The sequence below is a fragment of the Allobosea sp. BE125 genome, assembly GCF_031456075.1.
Taxonomy (GTDB): Bacteria; Pseudomonadota; Alphaproteobacteria; order Rhizobiales; family Beijerinckiaceae; genus Allobosea.
The window spans coordinates 941,963-963,976 of record NZ_JAVDTY010000001.1 but is presented as its reverse complement, the minus strand read 5'-3'; the positions used below and the strand labels follow the sequence as shown (position 1 = coordinate 963,976).

Sequence of the window (22,014 nt, the reverse complement as noted above, 5' to 3'; positions counted from 1 at the left end):
CGGCAGGTCCCGAGGCGCGAGACCGACCGTCGAATCAACTCTCTTCCTCGACGATAGCGCAGGCGCTGTGACGCTCCCAACACGGCGTGAAGCTCCCCGGATTCGGGGGCGCGGCTCAAGACCCGGCCGCACCTGTCCACAGCACATGGTTGTGGATGGCGCAACTAAGGGCACGCAGGGCGCGAAACGCTCAAGGCGAGACCTCGGAGCCTGGTTTCGGGGACCTGGCCTCAGGACCTGGCTTCAGGACTTGGCTTCAGGACTTTTGGCCTTCTTGCCTTCCAGCGCGGCGAGGCGCTGCGCCAGCTTGTCGTTTTCCTCGCGCGCCAGCAGCGCCATCTCGCGCACAGCCTCGAACTCTTCACGGGTGACGACGTCCATGTCGCGCAGCAGACGCTCGATCTGCGTCTTCACGACGGTCTCGACCTCGCGGCGCACGCCCTGGGCCGCGCCGGCGGCATCCGTGGCGAGACGGGCGATGTCATCGAGGAAGCGGTTGCTGGTGGTGACCATGGGGCTCTCCGAAAAGGGGCCTCGTCAGCCCGCTCTGGCCCACATATGGGCGACACCGGCAAAACCCGCAATCTTTCACACACCGACCCGTGCCGACCGCTGTGCTGCATCCGCTCGGGCGCTCGACGACAAAATAAACCCGCCCCGGGGGCCGCCTCATGGGTCTCCAATCGATTCGACGACCGGGCCGGCGACACGCCCGGGACGGGTCTATTTCGTGGGAGAAAACCGCATCGAGGCGCTGAATCTCCCCGAACTGGACCTCGCCATCCGTTGAGCTTACAACCTGCGGCGCAGGGTACAGCAATCCAAGCTCGAACCAACCGAGCGGAGGCGTCATGATCCAACGTTTGAGCGGCCTCGTCCTGGGGTCGGTGGCGGCGCTTGCACTCGCGGGCTGCCAGGAAACCACGACGGCGGCACGGCAGCGGGTCAATGCACCCGGCGTGCCCGTCTCGGTTCAGAGCATTACCGGCGCGCCCGATTCGGTGACGACGCGCTTTGCCGGCCTGCTCGGCGAAGCGGCGGCCGAGCGCAGCATGGAGATCGTGCCCGGCGACAAGCCCGCCCGCTTCCGGGTGCGCGGCTATCTCACGGCGCAGCCGACAGAGGACGGTCAGACCTCGCTCGCCTTCGTCTGGGACGTTTATGATGCGGGCAAGAAGCGCGCCCAGCGCGTCCAGGGCGAGAGCCTCGGCAGGCGCGGCGGCGGCGACGATCCCTGGTCTGGCCTCGACCAGACCATCGTTGCCAAGGCGGCCTCCGAGTCGATGGATGCGATCGCGAGCTTCCTGGTGACGGCGCCCGCCGTGGAAGCGTTGAACCCAAGCGACAAAACCAAGGGCAAGACGGCCGCGGGAGCCAAGACTGCTGCGGCAACGGGCAACAAGAAGCTTTAGGATTAGGGCTCCTCTCTGGGCGGGCTCAACGCTTTCCGCCTCAGCCGGCGGGATCCTGACATTGCGCTGACGGTCAGACTGCGACCGCGCCTGGACCAGAGGCGCGAGCGGCCTTGGCGCGGCGCAATCGCGATGAAGCGCCCCGGGATAGGCGGTTTTACACGCTTCTGTTGCAGTGCAGCGGTCGACTCGCTGTCATCTCGCTGTTATGAGCCCTGCGAAATGAGCCAGCTTCTTGCTGGCCCAGCCCAGCCAAGTCTCAAACGGTGCGCCCCGGCATGCCCTCTTCGATCAAAGTCGTCGCCGGCAATTCCAACCGGCCGCTCGCGGAGGCGATCTGCGCGCATCTCGGCATCCCGCTCGCCAAGGCTTCCGTCAGGCGCTTCGCCGACATGGAGGTCTTCGTCGAGATCCAGGAGAATGTGCGCGGCCAGGATGTCTTCATCATCCAGTCGACCTCGTTCCCGACCAACGACCATCTGATGGAGTTGCTGATCATCACCGATGCGCTGCGCCGCTCCTCGGCCAGGCGCATCACCGCGGTGATCCCCTATTTCGGCTATGCGCGGCAGGACCGCCGCGCCTCCGGCCGCACGCCGATCTCGGCCAAGCTCGTCGCCAACCTGATCACCCATGCCGGTGTCGACCGCGTGCTGACGCTCGATCTCCACGCCGGCCAGATCCAGGGCTTCTTCGACATCCCGACCGACAATCTGTTCGGCGCCCCCTTGATGTCGCGCGACATCAAGGAGCGGCTCGACTGGAAGAACGCGATGGTGGTCTCGCCCGATGTCGGCGGCGTGGTCCGGGCCCGTGCTCTCGCCAAACGCATCGACGCGCCGCTGGCCATCGTCGACAAGCGCCGCGACCGCCCCGGCGAATCCGAGGTGATGAACATCATTGGCTCGGTCGAGGGGCGCTCCTGCATCCTGCTCGACGACATCGTCGATTCCGGCGGCACGCTCTGCAACGCCGCCGAAGCGCTGCTCGACCAGGGCGCGAAGGAAGTCTACGCCTACATCACCCATGGCGTGCTCTCGGGTGGCGCAGTGGCGCGCATCGCCAACTCCAAGCTCAAGGAGCTGGTGATCACCGATTCCATCCTGCCGACCGAGGCTGTGAAGGTGGCGCGCAATATCCGCGTCATCTCGATCGCCTCGCTGATGGGCGAGGCGATCGAGCGCACGGCGAGCGAATCGAGCGTCTCCAGCCTGTTCGACTGAGGCGAGGAACGGGTCTGATGGCGGCAGCGGCCTCAGCCAGTGAAAGCCGGGCACTCGTGCTGTTCTCCGGCGGCCAGGATTCGACCGTCGCTCTCGCTTGGGCGCTGGAGCGCTTCGCCAGCGTCGAGACCGTCGGCTTCGACTATGGCCAACGCCATCGCATCGAGTTGGAATGCCGCCAGACCATTCGCGACAAGCTGCCCGCCTTGTCCACGCTCCATGCGGAACGGCTCGGCCCTGATCATCTCGTCGACCTCAAGGCGCTGGGCGCGATCTCCGACACGGCGCTGACGCGCGAGACCGAGATCGCCTTCGCGGAGACCGGCCTTCCCACCACATTCGTGCCGGGCCGCAACCTGATCTTCCTCTCCTTCGCCGCGGCGCTGGCCTATCGCCGCGATTGCAGGCACATCGTGCTCGGCGTCTGCGAGACCGACTATTCCGGCTATCCCGACTGCCGCGACGACACGATCAAGGCGATGCAGGTCGCGCTTGGCCTCGGCCTCGACCGCAGGCTCGTGCTGCACACGCCGCTGATGTGGCGCGACAAGGCGCAGACCTTCGCTCTGGCCAAGGCGCTCGGCGGGCAGCCCTTGCTCGATCTGGTGGTCGAGGACAGCCATAGCTGCTATCTCGGCGACCGGGCGACGCGGCACGCCTGGGGCCATGGCTGCGGCCATTGCCCGGCCTGCGAATTGCGCGCCAACGGCTACGCTGCCTATCTGATTTCTCCAGACGACACCGGACCAAGCCATGACACTTGACCAGCAGCGCCGCACCGAGGGGCTCGTTGCCTTCGCCCTCTTCGCCCTCACCATCCCCGCCGCGAATTGGCTGATCGGCAATGTCGGCACGGTCTGCGTGCCCAATGGCCCCTGCCTCGTGCCGGTCGCGCCCGGCATCGTCGCGCCGAGCGGCGTGCTGATGATCGGCCTCGCGCTCGTGCTGCGCGACATCGTCCAGCGCCGGCTCGGCCCCGTAGCCGGCCTTGGTGCGATCGCTGTCGGCGCCGCGATCTCGGCCTTCCTCGCCCCGTCCGCCATCGTCCTCGCCTCTGTCGCCGCCTTCCTCCTCTCCGAGCTGGCGGATTTTGCGGTCTATACGCCGCTTCAGCGCCGCCGCTTCGTCACGGCCGTCGTCGCCTCGAGCATTGTCGGCCTCATCGTCGACAGCATCGTCTTCCTCTGGCTCGCGTTCGGCAGCCTGGATTTCGTCGCCGGCCAGATCATCGGCAAAGCCTGGATGGTGCTGTTCGCACTGCCATTGATGCATCTGCTGCGCCGCCGCGATGAGCGGCTGGGGCTGATACCGGCCTGAAGCCGTTCGCTCGAAGCAGACAATTCGACACAACCTTGCAACCCGGGTTTCACGCCCCGGTCTCATAGTCGCTTCCTCATGGGAAATGAGTGCCGCGATGCGGGTGATGGATTCGGCAGAACGCCTGCAGTCCTTGCAGAACGAGACACTCGAGGCGATTGCGCGCGGGGAACCGCTCGCCGCGATCATGGACAGCCTCTGCCGGCAGGTCGAGGTGATCGCACCCGGCGTGATCTGCTCCGTGATCGCGGCGGACGCCGAATACAGGCTCAAAACGCTGGCCGCCCCGAGCCTGCCACAGGATTACTCGGCCGCGATCACCGGAACACCGATCGGTCCGACGGTCGGCTCATGTGGCACGGCGATCCATCGCGGTGAAGCGGTAGAAGTCACGGACATCGAGAACGATCCGCTCTGGGCCGACTACAAGACCCTGGCCTTGCCGCTCGGGCTGCGCGCCTGCTGGTCGAGCCCGATCACGGCACGGGACGGCCGCGTGATCGGCAGCTTCGCCTTCTATTACATGCAGCGACGCGCCCCTGACGATCTCGAGCGCCAGATCGTGACGACCTGTCTTCATCTCTGCGCGATCGCGATCGAGCATGAGGAGGTCAGCTCCCGCAATCACAGGCTCGCTTATTACGACACGCTGACCGGCCTGCCGAACCGCGTCCATTTCAATGACGCCATCGCCCGCATGACCGCCGCATCGCCCCTGGCTTTCGGCCTGATGCTGATCGACATCGATCACCTCAAGACGATCAACGACACAATGGGCCATGTCGTCGGCGACGCACTGATCGAGACGGTGGGAGCGCGGCTCGCGCGGGTCGCCGTCAACGGCATGGCTTGCCGGATCGGAGGCGACGAGTTCGCCGTGCTGCTGCCCGGTTGCTCCCAGACGACGCAGCTTCGCTCGGTGGCCTGTGGCATTCTCGCCGCCATGCTGACGCCATTCGAGCATGACGGGCACAGCATTATCCCGAGCGTCACCATCGGTGGAGTCCTCGCTGGCGAGGACGGTACGGACAGCACGACCCTTCGGCAAAATGCAGATTTCGCGCTCTACCATGCCAAGGAGACGCGGCGCGGCGGTTATGTCCACTTCAAGGACGGCCTGCGTACCTCGATGACGCGGCGCATCCAGACGATCCGCAGCGTTGCGGACGCCCTGACCGAAGGACGCATCGTCCCCTACTACCAGCCGATCATCCGTCTCGACACCAGCGAGATCGTCGGCGTCGAGGCGCTGGCCCGGATGCGCCTCGACGATGGCAGGATCGTCGCGGCCAGCGAGTTCCACGAGGCCATGCTCGATCCCAAGATCGCCTACCGGATCTCCGGGCAGATGCTGGCCGCCGTCGCGACCGACATGGCCGCCTGGAAGCGGGCCGGCATCCACGTCCAGCATGTCGGCCTGAACGTCACCTCCGCAGACTTCCAAAAGGGCGACCTCGTCCAGCGCATCAGCAAGACCTTCGAGCGCTTCCATCTCCCCCTGGAACATCTCGTCGTCGAGATCACGGAGCAGGTCTTCATGGGAGACCGCAAGGACAGCGTCGCCCGCACCATGGCAGCGCTGCGCGAACGGGGCATTCTCGTGGCGCTGGACGATTTCGGCACCGGCTTCGCGTCGCTGACACACCTGCTGGATTTCCCGGTCGACATCATCAAGATCGACCGCTCCTTCGTCGGCGGCATCGAAGGCGGCGCCAGGAGCAGCGTGATCGTGGAGGCGCTGGCCGGGATCGCCAACCGCCTCGGCATGAAGGTCATCGCCGAGGGGATCGAAACGCAAGGGCAGTCCGAGCGATTGCAGGTGATCGGCTGCCGCCTTGGCCAAGGCTATCTCTACTCGCGCGCGGTTCCCGCTGGCATCGTCACCGAATTGCTGCAGCATCTCGGCGAGAAACCCCGGGCGCAGACACAGCAGCCCGCCGCCGTCACGGCCTCCGCCGCCTGAGCGCGCGGATCTGCCGTCAACGGACTTGAGATTGCCGGCCAATTCCCTTATGAGCCTGCCAGCGCCCGACTGACACCCTTGGAGGCACGGGCGCGAACCGAAAGAGGCCGCCAACTGGCGGCCTTGTCATTTGAAGCAAGGACTAAAATCATGACCGCCGTGAAGCAAATCGAGGCTTCGGCGCGCGCACAGGTCGGCAAGGGGGCCGCCCGTGCAGTTCGTCGTCAAGGCCTTACACCTGCCGTGATCTATGGTGGGGGCGCAGCTCCCGAAGCCATCGCTCTCGACGCCAACAAGACCCGCCTCCTGATCTATGGCGGACATTTCCTGACCACGCTGTTCGAAGTCAACGTCGGCGGCAAGAAGACGCGCGTCATTCCGCGCGACTATCAGCTCGACCCGGTCAAGGATTTCCCGATCCATGTCGATTTCCTCCGCGTCGCGGCGGGCCAGACCATCAAGGTCGAAGTGCCGGTCCACGTCGTCGGCCAGGACAGCTGCCCCGGCCTCAAGGCTGGCGGCGCGATGCAGCTCGTCGAGCACGCCGTCGAGATCGACGTCTCGCCCGAGAGCATCCCCGAATTCCTCGAGATCTCGGTGGCCGGGCTCAATATCGGCGATTCGATCCATGTCGATGCCCTCAAGCTGCCGGCCGGCGTTTCGCTGACCTCGCGCGAGAACCTGACGCTGGTCTCGATCGTTCCGCCGTCAGTCGATAGCGAAGCTGTTGCGGACGAGCCGGCGGAAGCCGCCGCCAAGCCGGCGGCCTGAGTGTCCATCCCTTGCCGTGAGGCATGCATGGCGGCCGGGCTTGCCCGGCCGTTTTGCGTTCGACGCCCCAGATCACGTCGCCTTCGGCTCGGCATCACGCTCTGACGCTGGAAATGCCCCATGCTGATCTTCGCCGGTCTCGGCAATCCCGGCACCCGCTATGCCCGCAACCGCCACAATATCGGCTTCATGGCGGTCGAGACGATCGCGCGCGCGCATCGCGCATCACCCTGGCGCGGGCGCTTCCAGGCCGAGGCCTGCGAGGCGACGATCGGCTCTGAGAAGGTCATCCTGCTCAAGCCGCAGACCTATATGAACGAATCCGGCCGCGCGATCGGCGAGGCGGCGCGCTTCTTCAAGATCGCGCCTGAGGACGTCATCGTCTTCCATGACGAGCTCGACCTCGCCCCCGCCAAGCTGCGCATGAAGCTCGGCGGCGGCAATGCCGGCCATAACGGCCTGCGCTCGACCACGGCCGCGATCGGCAACGAGTATCGCCGCGTGCGGATGGGCATCGGCCACCCCGGCCTCAAGGAGCTCGTCCACGCTTATGTGCTGAACGATTTCGGCAAGGCCGAGCAGCCCTGGGTCGAGGATCTCTGCATCGCCTGCGCCGACAACGCGACCTTGCTCGCCGCCCATGACGATGCCGGCTTCCAGAACAAGGTGCATCTCTTCATGGATGCGCGCGGCCATGGCGCGGTGAAGCGGCTTGGCGAGAAGACCCCCGAATAGATCGAAGGATCGAGGCCTCGGCCCGTCACAGTGGCAATTGCGCGCCTGCCTTGGCGATCGTGATGCGGTTGGTGACGAGGCTCCCATCCGGCTGCCGGTTCGCCGTCAGCGCCACCTGAGCCCCCGCCGCCAGATCCGAGGCCTGCGCCGGCGCCGCCATGATGATGTTGGCGTCGGCGGTGATCGTCACCTTCTGCTCGCCGCCGGGATAGCTCAGCACGATATTGGCGCCGTCGACGCGGGTAACCGTCTCCGCCACCGTCGCATTGGTCATGGTCGATTCGGGCAGGACGCTCCAGGGCCTGTGGCCTTCACCGGTGCCGCGCATCGCCTCGGGAAAAATGAAGACCTGCACGGCCAGCAGCGACCCGTCCGCTTGCGGTCGCGCGCCGACGCCGATGAAGCCGCCTTTCTTGATGTCGGAGACGGAGGCCTTGACCACGCCGCCGACCGCATAGCCCGGCGCCAGGGCCACCGTGACGGCATCCCCCGCCGGGGTCTTGAGGCTCAAGGCAGAAGCCTCGACCCGTTCGACCGTGCCCCGGACGCGCGTGGTCGGCGCCTGGGCCTGCACCAAGCTTGAGGCAAGAATGAAGCCGGCGGCAAGCAGGCTGACGGGAACACGGCGCATGACAAAGGTCTCCGAATGCGGCCCGGCATGCCGCCGCGCCCTGCCCTATGTCGTGCATGCCCCCGCCATCGTCGCCATGCACGTTCGCGTGAGCCTATCCGCTGAGAGTCTTTTCGAGCGAAGTGGACACCGGTTCGCGTGAAGAAAACGCGTCAAAACAAAGAGCTAGAGCTGTTGAACGATCCAATTGGATCGGAAATTGCTCTAGCCTATCGCAGCGCGGCATCTTGTGTTTATCGCGCCTCCCCCGCAATAAGACGCGAACCATTCACGAGAACATCAGCGCGACCGCGATATTGCGCGGCGACGCAACGGACCAGCCATCATGGGTTTCAAATGCGGTATCGTCGGCCTGCCGAATGTCGGCAAGTCGACCCTGTTCAACGCGCTGACGCAGACCGCGGCGGCACAAGCCGCGAACTATCCCTTCTGCACGATCGAGCCCAATGTCGGCGACGTCGCCGTGCCCGACGATCGGCTTGAGCAGCTCGCCGCCATCGCGGGCTCGAAGGAGATCATCCCGACAAGGCTGACCTTCGTCGACATCGCCGGCCTCGTGCGCGGCGCCTCGAAGGGCGAAGGGCTCGGCAACCAGTTCCTCGCCAATATCCGGGAATGCGACGCCGTCGCCCATGTCGTGCGCTGCTTCGAGGATGGCGACATCACCCATGTCGAGGGCAAGGTCGCACCGATCAACGACATCGAGATCATCGAGACCGAATTGATGCTCGCCGATCTCGAAAGCCTCGAGAAGCGCGTGCTGCCGCTGGAAAAGAAGGCCAAGACCGGAGACAAGGAAGCCAAGGAACTGGCCGATCTGATGAATCGCTGCCTCGTGCTGCTGCGCGAGGGCAAGCCTGCGCGATTGGTGCAGGTCGCCGCGGACGAGCGCAAGACCTTCGAGACGCTCGGCCTGCTGTCGTCAAAGCCCGTGCTCTATGTCTGCAATGTCGAGGAAGCCAGCGCCGACAAGGGCAACGCCTTCTCGGAGCTGGTCAAGGCTCGTGCCGCCGAGGAAAACGCCGTTGCGGTGGTGGTCTCCGCCAAGATCGAGAGTGAGATCGCCGTCCTGCCGGCAGCCGACCAGAAGGACTATTTGGAGGCCGTGGGCCTGGAGGAACCTGGCCTCAACCGCGTCATCCGTGCCGGCTACACCCTGCTCGACCTCGTGACCTATTTCACCGTCGGTCCGAAGGAAGCCCGCGCCTGGACCATCGAAAAGGGCACCAAGGGGCCTGCCGCTGCCGGCGTGATCCATAGCGATTTCGAGAAGGGTTACATTCGCGCCGAGACCATCGCCTATCCCGACTACATCGCCAACAAGGGCGAAGCCGGAGCGCGCGAGGCCGGCAAGTTCCGGCTCGAAGGCAAGGAATATGTCGTCGCCGACGGCGACGTGCTGCATTTCCGCTTCGCCAACTGAGCCTGGCTTTCCAGACTGTCGGGCGGGGCAGCTATGCGCCCTGCTCATGAAAGATGACGAAACTGTAAGTTGAATCGCCTCTTCGTCAGGCAGATATGTAGTAGACGCAGCAAGGGAGGTTCCAATGGACACTCTCGAGACCGTGTTCGAAACCGCGAGCGGCTTTGCCGGTGTCCTGGCAATAGCCTCCAATGAGCTAGTCCTAGGCCTGGGCGTGGCATTCGGCCTGATCATCTGGCTGGTCACCGGGCGCCGGGACAACGAAACCGATACGAAGCATCAGCCGCGGCATCTGTGACCGGCGAGATCTGTGACGGGCAGGCGCCATCTGCACGTGGCTTTTGCACGGACAGGCCTTCCACCCCCGTTTCGGCGTGATACACCCTCGGCGCATTGTAAGCCCGGGGGTCGCGCTACATGATCTGCTTCGAGGATTTCATTGCCGGCGAGACGGCGCAGGCCGGCAGCGTCACCGTCTCGCAATCCGACATCATTGCCTATGCCTCGCGTTATGACGCGCAGGATTTCCACACCGACCCGGTCGCCGCCAGGCAGAGCTTCATCGGAACCCTGATCGCCTCGGGCTGGCACAGCTGCTCGCTCCTGATGCGGCTGATCGCGGAAAATTTCCTGCTCGACTCCGCCGCGATGGGCGCGCCTGGCATCGAGGACGTCAAATGGCTGCGGCCGGTCAAGCCAGGCGATGTATTGAGTGCGCGCCGCACCGTGCTTGAAAGCAAGGCTTCGCGCTCGCGGCCGGAGATGGGGCTGGTGCGCTTCCGCTTCGAGCTCCTGAACCAGCGCGACGAACCCGTGCTCGAACAGACCAACTGGATCATGTTCGGTCGTCGCAGCTCCTCCATCTCCTCATATCCCGGCGACTGGCTGGCGCATCCGCCGCATTATGTCCGCCCCGCCGTCGAGAGCCCGCTCGAAGAGCCTCACGGTGAGATCGAGCCGGCGCGTTTCTTCGAGGAGCTGGAGATCGGCAGCAGCCACGAACTCGGCAGCTTCCTGTTCACGGCCGAGGAGATCGTCGCCTTCGCCCGCTCCTTCGATCCACAGCCCTTCCACATGGACGCGGAGGCAGCCTCCAGGAGTTCCTTCGGGCGCCTCGCCGCATCAGGCTGGCATACGGGTTCGGTCTGGATGGCGGCGATGGTCGCCCATCGCAAGCGCCAGATTGCAGCCGGCGTCCCCGAGACAGCCCCGCGCCTGGGCCCCTCGCCCGGCTTCAACAATCTGCGCTGGTCGAAGCCGGTCTTCGTCGGCGACCGCATCACCTATCACTCGATGATCACCGACAAACGCGCCAGCGCTTCGCGCCCGCAATGGGGCCTGTTCTTCCACCACAACACCGGCGTGAACCAGCATGGCGAAGAGGTCTTCAGCTTCGATGGCTGCGCTTTCGTCGAGCGCAGGGCCTGATCAGCCCACGATGCGCAGCGGCGTCGCCAGCAGGGTCACGGTTTCAATGCGGTCGCGGCCGTTGCGCTTGGCGGCATAGAGCGCATCGTCGGCCTGGGCATGAAGGCTGGTGCCGTCCAGCGGTGCCTCGCCCGCGCAGAGCCCGATCGATACGGTTACATCAGCCAGATCGGCGTGGAGCGTGCGCCAGGGCACCCGCGCCAGCGAACGGCGGATGGCGCTCGCCATCTCGCGAGCGGGCTCGATCCGCATGCCAGCGAGCAGGACACCGAACTCCTCGCCCCCGATCCGCGCCACGAGCGCCGAGGCCGACGCGACCTGCCTGGCCACGGCATCGGCGATCGCCTTGAGGCAGGCATCGCCCACCAGATGGCCGAAGCGGTCGTTGATCGTCTTGAAATGATCGACATCGATCATCATCAGCGCAAGCGGCTGCGCCGCCGCAACGGCCTCTGCGAGGCCGGCCACGAAGCGGCGGCGGTTGGCAAGGCCGGTCAGCACATCCGTCTCGGCAAGCTCCGCCAGCGCCGCATTCGCCTGGCGCAGGGCCTCCTGCGCCTCCAGCAGCTCCATCTGCTGGCGCTTTGCAGAGGTGATGTCGGCATGGGTGAAGAAGCCGACGCCGTCGGCGCTGTGCCGTGCGATCACCCTGAGCCAGCGCTGCCCCGGCAATTCGATCTCGAAAGGCGCGCCATCGTAGCGCAGGCCGTTGCGGATGGCGGCGCGCCAGGCGCCGGCCGGCGAGGCATCGCGCCAGCACCAGGCGATGATCTCGTCCAGCGTACGGCCGACGACGACGTGGTCGCGCGGCAGATCGTAGAGCCGGGCGAAGGCATCGTTCGCCGCGATGATGCGATCCGACGCGTCCAGAATCGTGGCGCCGTCGGGAATGAAGGGCAGCGCGTCGATGATCGGCAGCGCGAATGCCGGCGAGCTGCCGGCAGCACGCTCACTGTCCAGCCACTGCCATAAGCGCACGCGGCCGCCATCGGGCGCGCGCAGCGAAGAGGCGCGCAGGCGACGGCCATGATGCTTGAACTCGAAGGGCTGCGTCTGGTTGTCGTGGCGAGCGACGCCCTCCGCGATGTAGCGCTCGATCTCCGGCATCTCTTCGGGCGACAGGCGGCTGCGATAGAACCGCCGGAGATTGTCGCGATAGGATTCCCCGATGAAGATCTCGCCATCATCCTCGGGGAAGAATTGCAGGAAGGTCTTGTTCCAACCCAAGGCCTTCATGCCCGCATCGTATTCGCAAGCACCGATGCCAAGCATGTCGAGCGAGTCGAGCAGGTAACGCGAGAGCTTCATGCCTCGACATTCGGCGAAAGGCCTTAACAACAGGTATGGGGCGACCCGAAGGCAGTTAAGGACTCTGGGTCAGCCCACCTTGCCGTAGCCCGCGAACTTCGCGCTCACTCGCGCCATCTCCGCCTCGTCGAGGATCACCGGCTCCAGCCCGGCCGCCAAAATGTCGAGATATTGCCCGGCGAGGTTCTCGACCTCCGCCACGATCTGATGCGCGCCCGCGAGCGACCCGCCCAGCGCGATGACGCCGTGATTGGCGAGCAGGACCGCCTTGCGACCCTCCAGGGCCCTGACCGCGTTCTGCGCCAGCTCCGGCGTACCGAAGGTGGCGTAAGGCGCGCAGCGAACATCGGCCCCGCCGCAGAGCGCGATCATGTAGTGAAAGGCCGGGATGCCGCGCCGCGTGCAGGAGAGCGCGGTGGCGCGCGGCGAATGCGTGTGCACGATCGCTTGCGCATCGGGCCGCGCCTTGTAGATCTCGACATGAAAGGGCCACTCCGAGGAGGGCTTGCGCGCACCGCCGAGCACCGCCCCCTCGAGCGAGAGATGGATCAAGTCCTCGGGCGTCGTCTGCGCATAGGGCAGGCCCGACGGCGTGATCAGCAGGCCATCCCCGAAGCGCGCCGAGACATTGCCGGATTTCGACGGGCAGAAGCCGGCCTTGTCGATCGCCTGGGCGACCGTGACGATCTGCGAGCGCAAGCCTGCCTCATTCATGCTGCGGCTCCGCGCGCGAGATCAGGAAAGAGAGCGGCCAGCCCTTCGGCTGTGGCCGGCGCGACGCCGCGCTCGGTGATCAGCGCGGTCACGAGCCGGGCCGGCGTGACGTCGAAGGCGGGGTTCACTGCCGGACTGCCAGGTGCAACGACGCGGAACGAAGCGACATCGCCATCCTCATTCAAGCCCGAAAGATGCGTGACCTCGCGCGCCGCGCGCTCCTCGATCGGAATGCTGAAGCCATCGCTCAGGCTCCAGTCGATCGTCGGCGAGGGCAGCGCCACATAGAACGGCACGCCATTGTCATGCGCGGCGAGCGCCTTGAGATAGGTGCCGATCTTGTTGGCGACATCGCCGGTCGCAGTGGTGCGGTCGGTGCCGACGATGACCATGTCGATCTGTCCGCGCTGCATCAGATGGCCGCCGGCATTGTCGACGATCACGCTATGGGGCACGCCATGGGCACCGAGTTCATAGGCCGTCAGCGCCGCGCCCTGATTGCGCGGACGCGTCTCGTCGACCCAGACATGGACGGGCAGGCCGGCATCATGAGCCCGGTAGATCGGCGCCAGCGCCGTGCCCCAATCGACAGTGGCGAGCCAGCCGGCGTTGCAATGGGTCAGGATGTTGATCGGCTCGCCCGGCTTGCGCGACGCGATCTCGCGGATCAGCGGCAGGCCATGGTCGCCGATCGCCCGGCAGAGCGCGACGTCCTCGTCGCAAAGCAGGGCAGCCTCGGTGTACGCTGCCTGCGCGCGCGCCCTGGGCTTCAGGCCGACGAGCCGGACGCGCATGCGGTTCAAGGCCCAGTGCAGGTTGACGGCGGTCGGCCGCGTCGCGCCCAGCAATGCCAGCGCAGCGTCCAATCCGGCATCGGAGGGATCGCTCCGCATCGCCAGCGCCACACCATAAGCTGCCGTCGCGCCGATCAGTGGCGCACCGCGCACGATCATCGTCGCGATCGCGTCGGCAGCCTGCTCGACGGAGCCCAGCGTCACGGTCTCGAAGCGGAAGGGCAGCCTGGTCTGGTCGATGACGCAGACGCGCCAGCCATCCTGTGCGAGCCAGATCGTGCGATAGGGCTGGCCGTGGATCTTCATGGGCTCAATGTCCGGAGAAGGAGACCAGCGTGCGCACCGGCACGCCGAGCCGCCTGACCTTGTCGGCGCCACCCAGATCGGGGAGATCGACGATGAAGCAGGCGGCCACAACCTCGGCGCCCAGGCTGGAGAGCAGGCTGACCGCCCCCTCCGCCGTGCCCCCGGTTGCGATCAGATCGTCGACCAGCAGCACGCGTTCGCCACGCCTGACCGCGTCCTTGTGCACCTCGATCTCGTCGGTGCCATATTCGAGCTGATAGGTCACGCTGACCGTCTCATGCGGCAGCTTGCCCTTCTTGCGCACGGGGATGAAGCCGGCCGAGAGCTGGTGCGCGACCGCGCCGCCGAGGATGAAGCCGCGCGCCTCGATGCCCGCAATCTTGGCGATCTTCAGCCCGGCGAAGGGCTGGACCAGCTCATCCACGGCGCGGCGAAAGGCGCGCGCATCGCCCAGGAGGGTGGTGATGTCGCGGAAGATGATGCCGGGCCTGGGATAGTCCGGAATCGCGCGGATCGTGTCGGCGAGGTTCATGAAAGACCGTCTCGAACGGAATGGCAGCGCCGTCTTGGTCGGGCCTTGGAGGCCCGACGTCAAGAGCGCGCCGCTCAGCCGAGCTTCAGCACCCGCCCGGCAACCGCGTCGAGCTTCGCCAGCAAGGCCGGGTCGCGATAGTCCGGCGCGGTGATGATGGCGTGTTCGAGCGCGTTGTGTGAACCGACCGGACAGGGCTCGCGCTCGGCCGGAAAGTCCTGCGCCAGCCGCGCCACCAGCCGGCGCGCCTTCTCGGCATTGCCGTGCAGCACTGCGACCACCGAGGCGACGTCGACGACGGAATGCTCAGGATGCCAGCAGTCGAAATCCGTGACCATCGCCACGGTCGCATAGGTAATCTCGGCCTCGCGGGCGAGCTTGGCCTCGGGCATCGCGGTCATGCCGATCAGATCATAGCCGAGGCCCTTATAGGTCAGGGATTCCGCATAGGTCGAGAATTGCGGGCCTTCCATCGTCACCAGCGTGCCGCCGCGCACGAAGGCGAGGTCCTCGGCTGTGGCGGCTTCGGCGATACGTGCCTGCAGCGCCGGGCCGACCGGATGCGCGAAGGAGACATGGGCGACGCAGCCCGTGCCGAAGAAGGAGCTCTCGCGCCGCGACGTGCGGTCGACGAACTGGTCGACCAGGACGAACAGGCCGGGATAGAGCTCCGACTTGTAGGAACCGCAGGCCGAGAGCGAGACGAGATCGGTGACACCGGCGCGCTTCAGCACGTCGATATTGGCACGGTAGTTTATCTCCGAGGGCGGGATCGCGTGGCCGCGGCCATGGCGCGGCAGGAAAACGATCTTGGTCTTGCCGATGCGGCCGATCCGCAAGGCGTCGGAAGGCTCGCCCCAGGGGCTTCCAATGCGCTCCTCACGCAGATCGGTCAGGCCCGGCAGATCGTAGATGCCCGATCCGCCGATGATTCCCAGAACGGCTTCGCTCATGCGTGATTCCTCGATGTCTGACGGGAGAGAGCAATGGGCAGGACAGATCAGCTTTGTATGACGGTTGTGACGACAACCGGGCAGCCAGAGCAGCGCGCAAAAAAGAGCCAATAGCGTGCCGTAACAAAAAAGGCCCCGTCACCGGGGCCTTTCCTGATTGTCACGACCGCTCAGTGAAGCGGCGAGCCGTCGGGCATGCGCGCCCAGACCTTCTTCTTGGTGTAGTAGAGCAGCCCCGCCAGGATCACCATGAGGCTGATCCAGAACAGGCCGATGCGCTTGCGTTCCTCGAGGTGAGGCTCGGCCATCCAGACCATGAAGGCCGAGATGTCCTTGGCGTATTGGTCGACCGTCTCAGGCACCGGCGACTTGCCGTCGGCCCCCTTGGGATACTCGACCTGCCCATCCGAGATCGGCTTGGGCATCGCGATCAGATGGCCCGGCATATACTCGTTGTAGTTCTGGCCAGGCAGGAGCGGCGGAAAGCCCTGCGGCGCATCCTTGTAGCCGGTCAGGAGCGCGTGGATGTAGTCCGGCCCCTGCTCCTGATACTGGGTGAAGATGTCGAAGATGAAGCGCGGGAAACCGCGCTCATAGGTGCGCGCCTTGGCGAGAACCGAGAAGTCCAGCGGATAGGCGCCGCCATTGGCTGCGCGAGCCGCCTGCTCATTGGGAAACGGCGACGGGAAGGCGTCCGCAGCCCGGCCTGGCCGGTCGAACATCTCGCCCTGATCATTGGGGCCGTCCTTGACCTGGAAGGTCGCAGCCAGCGCCGTGACCTGGCCCCGGGAGAACTCGGGGCCACCGGGCTGCGCCAGATTGCGGAAGCGGACCAGCGTTGCCGAGTGGCAGTTGGAGCAGACTTCCTTGTAGACCTTGTAGCCGCGCTGCAGCTGGGCGCGGTCGAACTTGCCGAAGGGTCCGGAGAAGGACCAGCTCTGAGCCGGCGGCTCGACGCGCCCTTCGGCGGCAAGCGCCGACGGGACCGTCAGGGAGAGCGAGAGGCCCGCAGCGAGGCCGGCGAGAGCCAGGCGAAACGAAGTGGTCGTCATGGTTTCGTCAGCCCTTGGCGTTCGGTTCTGAAGCGGTGGCGGTGGCCAGGCGCGCTCCCGAGCCACCCTTCAGCGTGTCCAGCACGGAGTCGGCGATCGAGTTCGGCAGCGCCTGGGGTCGCTCGAACAAACCGATGATGAACAGGGCGACGAAGAAGCCGAAATACAGCACCGTGAAGATCTGCGAGGCGGTGACGTAGCCACCCTCGGCCGGCATCGCGCCGAGATAGCCGAGACCGATGCAGACAGCCACGAAGGCCCAGAAGAGCTGTCGCGCGATCGGACGGTAGGACATCGAGCGAACCTTGGAGGTGTCGATCCAGGGCAGGAAGGCGAGCACCACGATGGCCGAGCCCATGGCGACCACGCCGCCGAGCTTGTCGGGGATGGCGCGCAGGATCGCGTAGAATGGCAGGAAGTACCATTCAGGCACGATATGCGACGGCGTCACCGCCGGGTTCGCCGGAATGTAGTTGTCGGCATGGCCCATGAAGTTCGGCTGGTAGAAGACGAACCATGAGAACACGATGGTGAAAACCACCATCGCGAACATGTCCTTGATCGTCGCATAGGGCGTGAACGGCACGGTGTCCTTGGCGACGTTCTTCACCTCGACGCCGGTCGGGTTGTTCTGCCCGACCACATGCAGCGCCCAGATGTGCAGGATCACTACGCCGAAGATCATGAACGGCAGCAGGTAGTGCAGCGAGAAGAAGCGGTTCAGCGTCGGATTGTCGACGGAATAGCCACCCCAGAGGAAGGTCACGATCGTCTCACCGATGACCGGCAGCGCCGAGAACAGGTTGGTGATGACGGTCGCCCCCCAGAACGACATCTGTCCCCAGGGCAGGACGTAGCCCATGAAGGCGGTCGCCATCATCAGCAGGAAGATGACCACGCCGAGGATCCAGAGCACCTCGCGGGGCGCCTTGTAGGAGCCGTAATAGAGACCGCGGAAGATGTGGACGTAGACCGCGACGAAGAACATCGAGGCGCCGTTGGCGTGCAGGTAGCGCAGCAGCCAGCCATAGTTCACGTCGCGCATGATGTGCTCGACGGAGTTGAAGGCCAGCGTCGATTGCGGCGTGTAGTGCATCGCCAGAATGATGCCGGTGACGATCTGCGCCACCAGCATGAAGGTCAGGATGCCGCCGAAGGTCCAGAAATAATTCAGGTTCCGCGGTGTCGGGTAGGACACCGCCGCGTCATGCGCCAGCCGCACGATCGGCAGGCGCACATCCAGCCAGCGTTCGATGCCCGACTTCGGAACGTAGGAGCTGTGACCACTCATGAGGAATGCCTCGGGGCTGTGTCGTCTTGGCGAAGGCGCGTCTCGTTGCGAAGGCGCGTCGGGCAGGGAAAACCCGCAAGGAAACCAGGGGAAACCGGCATGGTTCAGCCGATCCTGATCTTGGTGTCGGCGCTGAATGCGTAGGGCGGCACCGGCAGGTTGAGCGGCGCGGGGCCCTTGCGGATGCGGCCGGAGGAATCGTAGTGCGAGCCGTGGCAGGGGCAGAACCAGCCGTCGAAATCACCCTTCGGGTCGCCCGGCGAGTTGCCCAGCGGCACGCAGCCGAGATGGGTGCAGTTGCCGTAGACGATGAGGAAAGGCTCATGGCCCGGCTTGGTGCGCTGCTGGTCCGTCTGCGGGTCGCGCAAGGTCGAGACATCAACCGCCAGCGCCTCGTCGATTTCCTTCTTGGTGCGGTGCCGCACGAAGATCAGCTTGCCGCGCCAGAACAGCTTGATCGCCTGTCCTTCGGCGATCGGGGCGAGGTCGACATCCATCGGCGCGCCGGCAGCGATCGTCTGCGCGTCGGGAGCAAGCTGGCTCACCAGCGGCACGACGATGGCGCCCAGGCTGACGACGCCGGCCGCGCCGGTCGCTAGAATGAGGAAGTCGCGGCGAGTGGTTTCGGTCGATGTCGTATCGGTCGCGTGCGCCACGATCCAATCCTCTGCAAGTCGCTCTGGCCCGGCAATTCATCTGAGTCTGGAATGACTCGAAATTATCGCCTGAATTCGGTCTTACGGGCGTCCCGTTACCACCGCAATGCGACGGCACGTCACTGTCGCGCTCTTTGGCATGCAGTTTGGACGAAGTCTACTGTTGCAGTGCGCTCGCCCCACCCTCTTGCGAAGCGCAGCTGGAGGCGATGCCTCAGAGCCTCAGACCGAAACCATTTCGGGGTCGGCGGCGGCGAGGAATCCACCCGACTGCCGCGACCAGAGCCGGGCATAGAGCCCGCCTCGCGCCACCAGCTCGGCATGGCTGCCGGAATCGACGATCCGGCCCTGATCGAGCACGATCAGACGGTCGAGCGCGGCGATGGTGGAGAGCCGGTGCGCGATCGCGATCACCGTCTTGCCCTGCATCAGGCTGGTCAATTGTTCCTGGATCGTCGCCTCGACCTCCGAATCGAGCGCCGAGGTCGCCTCGTCCAGGATCAGGATCGGCGCATCCTTGAGCAGCACGCGGGCGATCGCGATGCGCTGACGCTGGCCGCCCGAAAGCTTGACGCCGCGCTCGCCGACGCGTGATTCGAAGCCCTGGCGGCCATCCTGATCGCTGAGGCCCTGCACGAAGTCATGGGCCGAGGCGCGCTCGGCCGCCGCGGCGATCTCGCCTTCCGTCGCTCCGATACGGCCATAGGCGATGTTGTCGCCGATCGAGCGATGCAGCAGCGAATTGTCCTGCGTCACCATGCCGATCTGCGCACGCAGACTATCCTGGGTCACCAGCGCGATATCCTGGCCGTCGATCAGGACGCGCCCGCCGGCGACCGGATAGAGCCTGAGCAGCAGGTTCACCAGCGTGGATTTCCCGGCGCCGGACGGCCCCACGAGACCGATGCGTTCGCCCGGCTTGATGTCGAGCGTCAGATCTTCGAAGAGCCCGGCCTGACGGCCATAATTGAAGCGCACATGATCGAAGCGGATACCGCCCTTGTCCACGACGAGCGGCACGGCGTCGGGCGCGTCGGTCAGATCATGGGGTTTGGCGATCGTTTCCATGCTTTCCTGCACGGAGCCGATATTCTCGAAGACGCCGCGCACCAGATGGATCAGCCAGCCCGACATCTGCACCAGCCGCAGCACGAGGCCGATCGCAGCGGCAACCGCGCCCGGCGTCATCTCGCCGTGGCTCCAGAGCCAGAGGCTCAGACCGGCCGTCACCACGACGAGCAGGCTGTTCATCGTCTGCAGGATGACGCTGACGCCGGTGATCAGGCGCGAGAGATGCAGGAAGGAGGCGTTCCAGCGCGTCAGCGAATCGCGCACCGACGAACGCTCGGCATCGGCACGCGCGAACAGCTTGACGGTGAGGATATTGGTGTAGGCGTCGACGATGCGTCCCGTCGTCGAGGAGCGGCCGAGCGAATTGGCCTCCGAACGCTTCTTCGCGCGCGGTACGAAATAAATCAGCAGCGCAACATAGGCCCCGAGCCAGGCGACCACAGGCAAGGCGAGCCAGAGGCTGGTCCTGCCGAAGAAGCCGAGCGCCACCGTGACGAAGATCAGCGCATACCAGAGGTCGTCGATGACCTCGATCGTCGCGCCGCGGATCGACTGCCCGGCCTGGATGACGCGCGCCGAGAGGCGCCCGGCGAAATCATTCTGGAAATAGGAGAGTGCGTGGCCAAGCGTATAGACATGGTTGCGCCAGCGGATCTGGTTGGTGATCTGCGGCACCACGACCTGATCGACGATGGCGTGGTTGGCGAAATAGACGATCGGCCGGACGACGACGAGCAGGAAGGCCGCGCCAGCCAGAAGCCAGCCATGGTCGCTCCAGATCGTCTGCGGCGACTGCGTCGCCAGGAGATCGACGAACCAGCCGACCATCAGATACATCAGCGCCTCGATGCCGCTGAAGGCGAGTCCCGTCAGCATGATCAGGGCCATCCAGCCCTTCACGCCCTTGATGTGGTGCCACATGAAGGGCCACACGCCGCGCGGCGGCGTCTCGCGCTCGTCGAACGGCGCGAACACGTCGATGCGGGTTTCGAGATAGCGGAACAGAGCAGCAAACATAATCGTCTGATTAATCCCGTATATCTTTGAAATTAAGGCATAAACTGTTCTTGCCTCAACCATCACGGGATGAGACGGTCGATTATGGGCTGAAGCGAATGGCCAATCACGTCAGGAGCCGTCACTCGACGCCCGCGCGCCGCGATTCGCAATGTGTGTTCGGCAAGAGCCGGATCAATGCCCGGCACAAGCAGCGCCAGCCCGCGATCTCCAGGAAACGTAATGTCTCGACATGCATAGCCACAGCCATGCCCGTCGCCAATGCACACCGGTTTAGGACGAAAACACGCAGTCACCCCGGGCGCCCGAAGCGAGGCGTGGGATGACGGCATGTTTTGGGCAGAAAGCTATAAAAGCCCCGCTCTATTGCGGCGCCTGCCCAGGCTCGGGCACGTCATACCCCTCGGATGCATAGGCGCTGAGCCTGTTGCGCAGGGTTCTGATCGATATGCAGAGCATGTTGGCCGCATGTGTGCGGTTGCCACCGGTTTCCCTCAGCGTGGCCAGAATCAGCTCACGTTCAACATCGGCAACCGGACGCCCGACGAGATGGTCCGTGGCGTGCGGATCGGGGTTGAAATCGTGCATCGCATTGTCCTTCGAGAGCCCCCAGCTCCAACTCGGGAAACCCGGATGAGGCGGAGAAAACGGTTAATGCTTGGTTAAAACAAGGGGTAAGCCGCCCACGACCGACGCTTTGCGCCAGGCGCCCGGACCGGGCGCCAAGCCTACTTCCGTGCGAATCGCCTTCGGCCTTCTTGACGCCCGTCGAGCCGCCGGCCCATGACGGCAGCCATGTTGCGCCTCGCCCTCTATCAGCCCGACATCCCGCAGAATGCCGGCACGATGATCCGGCTTTGCGCCTGTCTCGGCGTCACCGTCGACATCGTCGAGCCCGCAGCCTTCGACGTCTCCGATCGGCATTTCCGGCGCTCGGGCATGGATTATCTCGAACGAGCCGCAATCGCGCGCCATGATTCCTTCGCCGCCTTCGACGCCTGGCGGCGCGCGGACGGCCACCGCCTGATCCTGGCAGAGACCGACGGCGCGACCACGCACACTGCCTTCGCCTTCCAGCCGGGCGACATCGTCATGGTCGGGCGGGAATCCGCCGGTGTCCTGCCGGAGGTCTATGCGGCGGCCGAGGCGAGCGTGCATGTGCCGATGCGCTCCGGCTTGCGCTCGCTCAACGTCGCGGTTGCGGCCGCCATTGTTCTGGGCGAAGCCTTGCGCCAGGTCGGCGGGTATCCCGAGGTTTTACTTGAAGGGCATGGGGAACCCTCTCGCACCAATCTCGGACTTGCCCGAGATTGGCCGCTAAGGTGACCCAAGTCGAAAACAACAGACTTGGGGTGGACAGGGTTCCCCGCGCCTCTTTGATGAAATCCTGCGACGACGGTGACGAGCATGACCGAAT

22 protein-coding genes and 1 pseudogene are annotated in these 22,014 nt (G+C 65.3%); 11 read left to right on the top strand and 12 right to left on the bottom strand.

Annotation, left to right across the window (positions count from 1 at the left end; all coding sequences use genetic code 11):
• Positions 1–243: 243 nt before the first annotated feature.
• Positions 244–513 carry an accessory factor UbiK family protein gene (locus J2Y55_RS04510; RefSeq protein WP_069692782.1) on the bottom strand — a complete coding sequence of 90 codons (270 nt, stop codon included), beginning with the start codon at positions 511–513 and terminating at the stop codon, positions 244–246.
• Between the two features lie 338 nt (positions 514–851).
• Between J2Y55_RS04510 and J2Y55_RS04505 the strand changes: the two genes are divergently transcribed.
• The 7 genes from J2Y55_RS04505 to pth all read left to right on the top strand — a co-directional run bounded on the left by J2Y55_RS04505 (position 852) and on the right by pth (position 7,421).
• Positions 852–1,412: a hypothetical protein gene (locus J2Y55_RS04505; RefSeq protein WP_310148130.1), complete on the top strand. Its 561-nt coding sequence runs from the start codon at positions 852–854 to the stop codon at positions 1,410–1,412.
• Between the two features lie 278 nt (positions 1,413–1,690).
• Positions 1,691–2,635, top strand: coding sequence for a ribose-phosphate pyrophosphokinase (locus J2Y55_RS04500; RefSeq protein ID WP_310148126.1), 945 nt, complete (start codon positions 1,691–1,693; stop codon positions 2,633–2,635).
• 17 nt (positions 2,636–2,652) lie between these two features.
• Positions 2,653–3,399 (top strand): 7-cyano-7-deazaguanine synthase QueC, encoded by a 747-nt coding sequence (queC, locus tag J2Y55_RS04495; protein WP_310148123.1) that lies wholly within the window; start codon positions 2,653–2,655, stop codon positions 3,397–3,399.
• The gene (locus J2Y55_RS04490; protein WP_310148120.1) at positions 3,389–3,952 is read left to right on the top strand and encodes a VUT family protein; all 564 of its coding nucleotides are present in this window, start codon (positions 3,389–3,391) and stop codon (positions 3,950–3,952) included. Before queC ends, J2Y55_RS04490 begins: the two co-directional genes overlap by 11 nt.
• Before the next feature lie 106 nt (positions 3,953–4,058).
• Positions 4,059–5,915, top strand: coding sequence for a putative bifunctional diguanylate cyclase/phosphodiesterase (locus J2Y55_RS04485; protein WP_310148116.1), 1,857 nt, complete (start codon positions 4,059–4,061; stop codon positions 5,913–5,915).
• 150 nt (positions 5,916–6,065) lie between these two features.
• Positions 6,066–6,686, top strand: a complete 621-nt coding sequence (locus J2Y55_RS04480; protein ID WP_310148113.1) for a 50S ribosomal protein L25/general stress protein Ctc — start codon at positions 6,066–6,068, stop codon at positions 6,684–6,686.
• A 120-nt stretch (positions 6,687–6,806) separates the two neighbouring features.
• Complete coding sequence (pth, locus tag J2Y55_RS04475) at positions 6,807–7,421, top strand: aminoacyl-tRNA hydrolase (RefSeq protein WP_310148110.1); 615 nt, start codon at positions 6,807–6,809, stop codon at positions 7,419–7,421.
• Positions 7,422–7,446: 25 nt separating this feature from the next.
• On the opposite strand, the gene J2Y55_RS04470 is transcribed toward pth, so the two are convergent.
• Positions 7,447–8,052, bottom strand: coding sequence for a DUF5666 domain-containing protein (locus J2Y55_RS04470; protein ID WP_310148106.1), 606 nt, complete (start codon positions 8,050–8,052; stop codon positions 7,447–7,449).
• Between the two features lie 325 nt (positions 8,053–8,377).
• Between J2Y55_RS04470 and ychF the strand changes: the two genes are divergently transcribed.
• The 3 genes from ychF to J2Y55_RS04455 all read left to right on the top strand — a co-directional run bounded on the left by ychF (position 8,378) and on the right by J2Y55_RS04455 (position 10,903).
• The gene (gene ychF, locus J2Y55_RS04465; RefSeq protein WP_310148103.1) at positions 8,378–9,475 is read left to right on the top strand and encodes a redox-regulated ATPase YchF; all 1,098 of its coding nucleotides are present in this window, start codon (positions 8,378–8,380) and stop codon (positions 9,473–9,475) included.
• A 124-nt stretch (positions 9,476–9,599) separates the two neighbouring features.
• Positions 9,600–9,773 (top strand): hypothetical protein, encoded by a 174-nt coding sequence (locus J2Y55_RS04460; RefSeq protein ID WP_310148098.1) that lies wholly within the window; start codon positions 9,600–9,602, stop codon positions 9,771–9,773.
• 119 nt (positions 9,774–9,892) lie between these two features.
• A complete protein-coding gene (locus J2Y55_RS04455; RefSeq protein ID WP_310148095.1) occupies positions 9,893–10,903 on the top strand; it encodes a MaoC family dehydratase in 1,011 nt (336 codons plus the stop codon).
• Here J2Y55_RS04455 and J2Y55_RS04450 read toward each other — a convergent pair whose 3' ends face one another.
• The 10 genes and pseudogenes from J2Y55_RS04450 to J2Y55_RS04405 form a co-directional block, all read right to left on the bottom strand.
• Positions 10,904–12,211: a GGDEF domain-containing protein gene (locus J2Y55_RS04450; RefSeq protein ID WP_310148092.1), complete on the bottom strand. Its 1,308-nt coding sequence runs from the start codon at positions 12,209–12,211 to the stop codon at positions 10,904–10,906.
• Between the two features lie 69 nt (positions 12,212–12,280).
• Positions 12,281–12,925 (bottom strand): class II aldolase/adducin family protein, encoded by a 645-nt coding sequence (locus tag J2Y55_RS04445; RefSeq protein WP_310148089.1) that lies wholly within the window; start codon positions 12,923–12,925, stop codon positions 12,281–12,283.
• Positions 12,922–14,025 carry an S-methyl-5-thioribose-1-phosphate isomerase gene (gene mtnA / locus J2Y55_RS04440; protein ID WP_310148088.1) on the bottom strand — a complete coding sequence of 368 codons (1,104 nt, stop codon included), beginning with the start codon at positions 14,023–14,025 and terminating at the stop codon, positions 12,922–12,924. Before mtnA ends, J2Y55_RS04445 begins: the two co-directional genes overlap by 4 nt.
• A 4-nt stretch (positions 14,026–14,029) precedes the next feature.
• Complete coding sequence (locus J2Y55_RS04435) at positions 14,030–14,557, bottom strand: adenine phosphoribosyltransferase (protein ID WP_310148085.1); 528 nt, start codon at positions 14,555–14,557, stop codon at positions 14,030–14,032.
• A gap of 74 nt (positions 14,558–14,631) precedes the next feature.
• The gene (locus tag J2Y55_RS04430) at positions 14,632–15,510 is read right to left on the bottom strand and encodes an S-methyl-5'-thioadenosine phosphorylase (protein ID WP_310148081.1); all 879 of its coding nucleotides are present in this window, start codon (positions 15,508–15,510) and stop codon (positions 14,632–14,634) included.
• Between the two features lie 170 nt (positions 15,511–15,680).
• Positions 15,681–16,562, bottom strand: a complete 882-nt coding sequence (locus J2Y55_RS04425) for a cytochrome c1 (RefSeq protein ID WP_310148078.1) — start codon at positions 16,560–16,562, stop codon at positions 15,681–15,683.
• A gap of 7 nt (positions 16,563–16,569) precedes the next feature.
• Positions 16,570–17,853 (bottom strand): cytochrome b, encoded by a 1,284-nt coding sequence (locus J2Y55_RS04420; RefSeq protein WP_310148073.1) that lies wholly within the window; start codon positions 17,851–17,853, stop codon positions 16,570–16,572.
• A 104-nt stretch (positions 17,854–17,957) separates the two neighbouring features.
• The gene (gene petA, locus J2Y55_RS04415) at positions 17,958–18,509 is read right to left on the bottom strand and encodes a ubiquinol-cytochrome c reductase iron-sulfur subunit (RefSeq protein WP_310148070.1); all 552 of its coding nucleotides are present in this window, start codon (positions 18,507–18,509) and stop codon (positions 17,958–17,960) included.
• Between the two features lie 222 nt (positions 18,510–18,731).
• A complete protein-coding gene (locus J2Y55_RS04410; protein WP_310148067.1) occupies positions 18,732–20,597 on the bottom strand; it encodes an ABC transporter ATP-binding protein in 1,866 nt (621 codons plus the stop codon).
• A 363-nt stretch (positions 20,598–20,960) separates the two neighbouring features.
• Positions 20,961–21,155 (bottom strand): annotated as a pseudogene (locus J2Y55_RS04405) (helix-turn-helix domain-containing protein); the annotation flags it as partial.
• Between the two features lie 237 nt (positions 21,156–21,392).
• On the opposite strand from J2Y55_RS04405, the gene J2Y55_RS04400 reads away from it, so the two are divergent.
• A complete protein-coding gene (locus tag J2Y55_RS04400; RefSeq protein WP_310148063.1) occupies positions 21,393–21,923 on the top strand; it encodes a tRNA (cytidine(34)-2'-O)-methyltransferase in 531 nt (176 codons plus the stop codon).
• Positions 21,924–22,014 lie beyond the last annotated feature (91 nt).

What these genes read in the sequence shown, in the direction of transcription:
- J2Y55_RS04510 (WP_069692782.1), bottom strand. Translation starts at nt 513, where the DNA reads ATGGTCACCACCAGCAACCGCTTCCTCGATGACATCGCCCGTCTCGCC.
- J2Y55_RS04505 (WP_310148130.1), top strand. Translation starts at nt 852, where the DNA reads ATGATCCAACGTTTGAGCGGCCTCGTCCTGGGGTCGGTGGCGGCGCTT.
- J2Y55_RS04500 (WP_310148126.1), top strand. Translation starts at nt 1,691, where the DNA reads ATGCCCTCTTCGATCAAAGTCGTCGCCGGCAATTCCAACCGGCCGCTC.
- queC (WP_310148123.1), top strand. Translation starts at nt 2,653, where the DNA reads ATGGCGGCAGCGGCCTCAGCCAGTGAAAGCCGGGCACTCGTGCTGTTC.
- J2Y55_RS04490 (WP_310148120.1), top strand. Translation starts at nt 3,389, where the DNA reads ATGACACTTGACCAGCAGCGCCGCACCGAGGGGCTCGTTGCCTTCGCC.
- J2Y55_RS04485 (WP_310148116.1), top strand. Translation starts at nt 4,059, where the DNA reads ATGGATTCGGCAGAACGCCTGCAGTCCTTGCAGAACGAGACACTCGAG.
- J2Y55_RS04480 (WP_310148113.1), top strand. Translation starts at nt 6,066, where the DNA reads ATGACCGCCGTGAAGCAAATCGAGGCTTCGGCGCGCGCACAGGTCGGC.
- pth (WP_310148110.1), top strand. Translation starts at nt 6,807, where the DNA reads ATGCTGATCTTCGCCGGTCTCGGCAATCCCGGCACCCGCTATGCCCGC.
- J2Y55_RS04470 (WP_310148106.1), bottom strand. Translation starts at nt 8,052, where the DNA reads ATGCGCCGTGTTCCCGTCAGCCTGCTTGCCGCCGGCTTCATTCTTGCC.
- ychF (WP_310148103.1), top strand. Translation starts at nt 8,378, where the DNA reads ATGGGTTTCAAATGCGGTATCGTCGGCCTGCCGAATGTCGGCAAGTCG.
- J2Y55_RS04460 (WP_310148098.1), top strand. Translation starts at nt 9,600, where the DNA reads ATGGACACTCTCGAGACCGTGTTCGAAACCGCGAGCGGCTTTGCCGGT.
- J2Y55_RS04455 (WP_310148095.1), top strand. Translation starts at nt 9,893, where the DNA reads ATGATCTGCTTCGAGGATTTCATTGCCGGCGAGACGGCGCAGGCCGGC.
- J2Y55_RS04450 (WP_310148092.1), bottom strand. Translation starts at nt 12,211, where the DNA reads ATGAAGCTCTCGCGTTACCTGCTCGACTCGCTCGACATGCTTGGCATC.
- J2Y55_RS04445 (WP_310148089.1), bottom strand. Translation starts at nt 12,925, where the DNA reads ATGAATGAGGCAGGCTTGCGCTCGCAGATCGTCACGGTCGCCCAGGCG.
- mtnA (WP_310148088.1), bottom strand. Translation starts at nt 14,025, where the DNA reads ATGAAGATCCACGGCCAGCCCTATCGCACGATCTGGCTCGCACAGGAT.
- J2Y55_RS04435 (WP_310148085.1), bottom strand. Translation starts at nt 14,557, where the DNA reads ATGAACCTCGCCGACACGATCCGCGCGATTCCGGACTATCCCAGGCCC.
- J2Y55_RS04430 (WP_310148081.1), bottom strand. Translation starts at nt 15,510, where the DNA reads ATGAGCGAAGCCGTTCTGGGAATCATCGGCGGATCGGGCATCTACGAT.
- J2Y55_RS04425 (WP_310148078.1), bottom strand. Translation starts at nt 16,562, where the DNA reads ATGACGACCACTTCGTTTCGCCTGGCTCTCGCCGGCCTCGCTGCGGGC.
- J2Y55_RS04420 (WP_310148073.1), bottom strand. Translation starts at nt 17,853, where the DNA reads ATGAGTGGTCACAGCTCCTACGTTCCGAAGTCGGGCATCGAACGCTGG.
- J2Y55_RS04410 (WP_310148067.1), bottom strand. Translation starts at nt 20,597, where the DNA reads ATGTTTGCTGCTCTGTTCCGCTATCTCGAAACCCGCATCGACGTGTTC.
- J2Y55_RS04400 (WP_310148063.1), top strand. Translation starts at nt 21,393, where the DNA reads ATGTTGCGCCTCGCCCTCTATCAGCCCGACATCCCGCAGAATGCCGGC.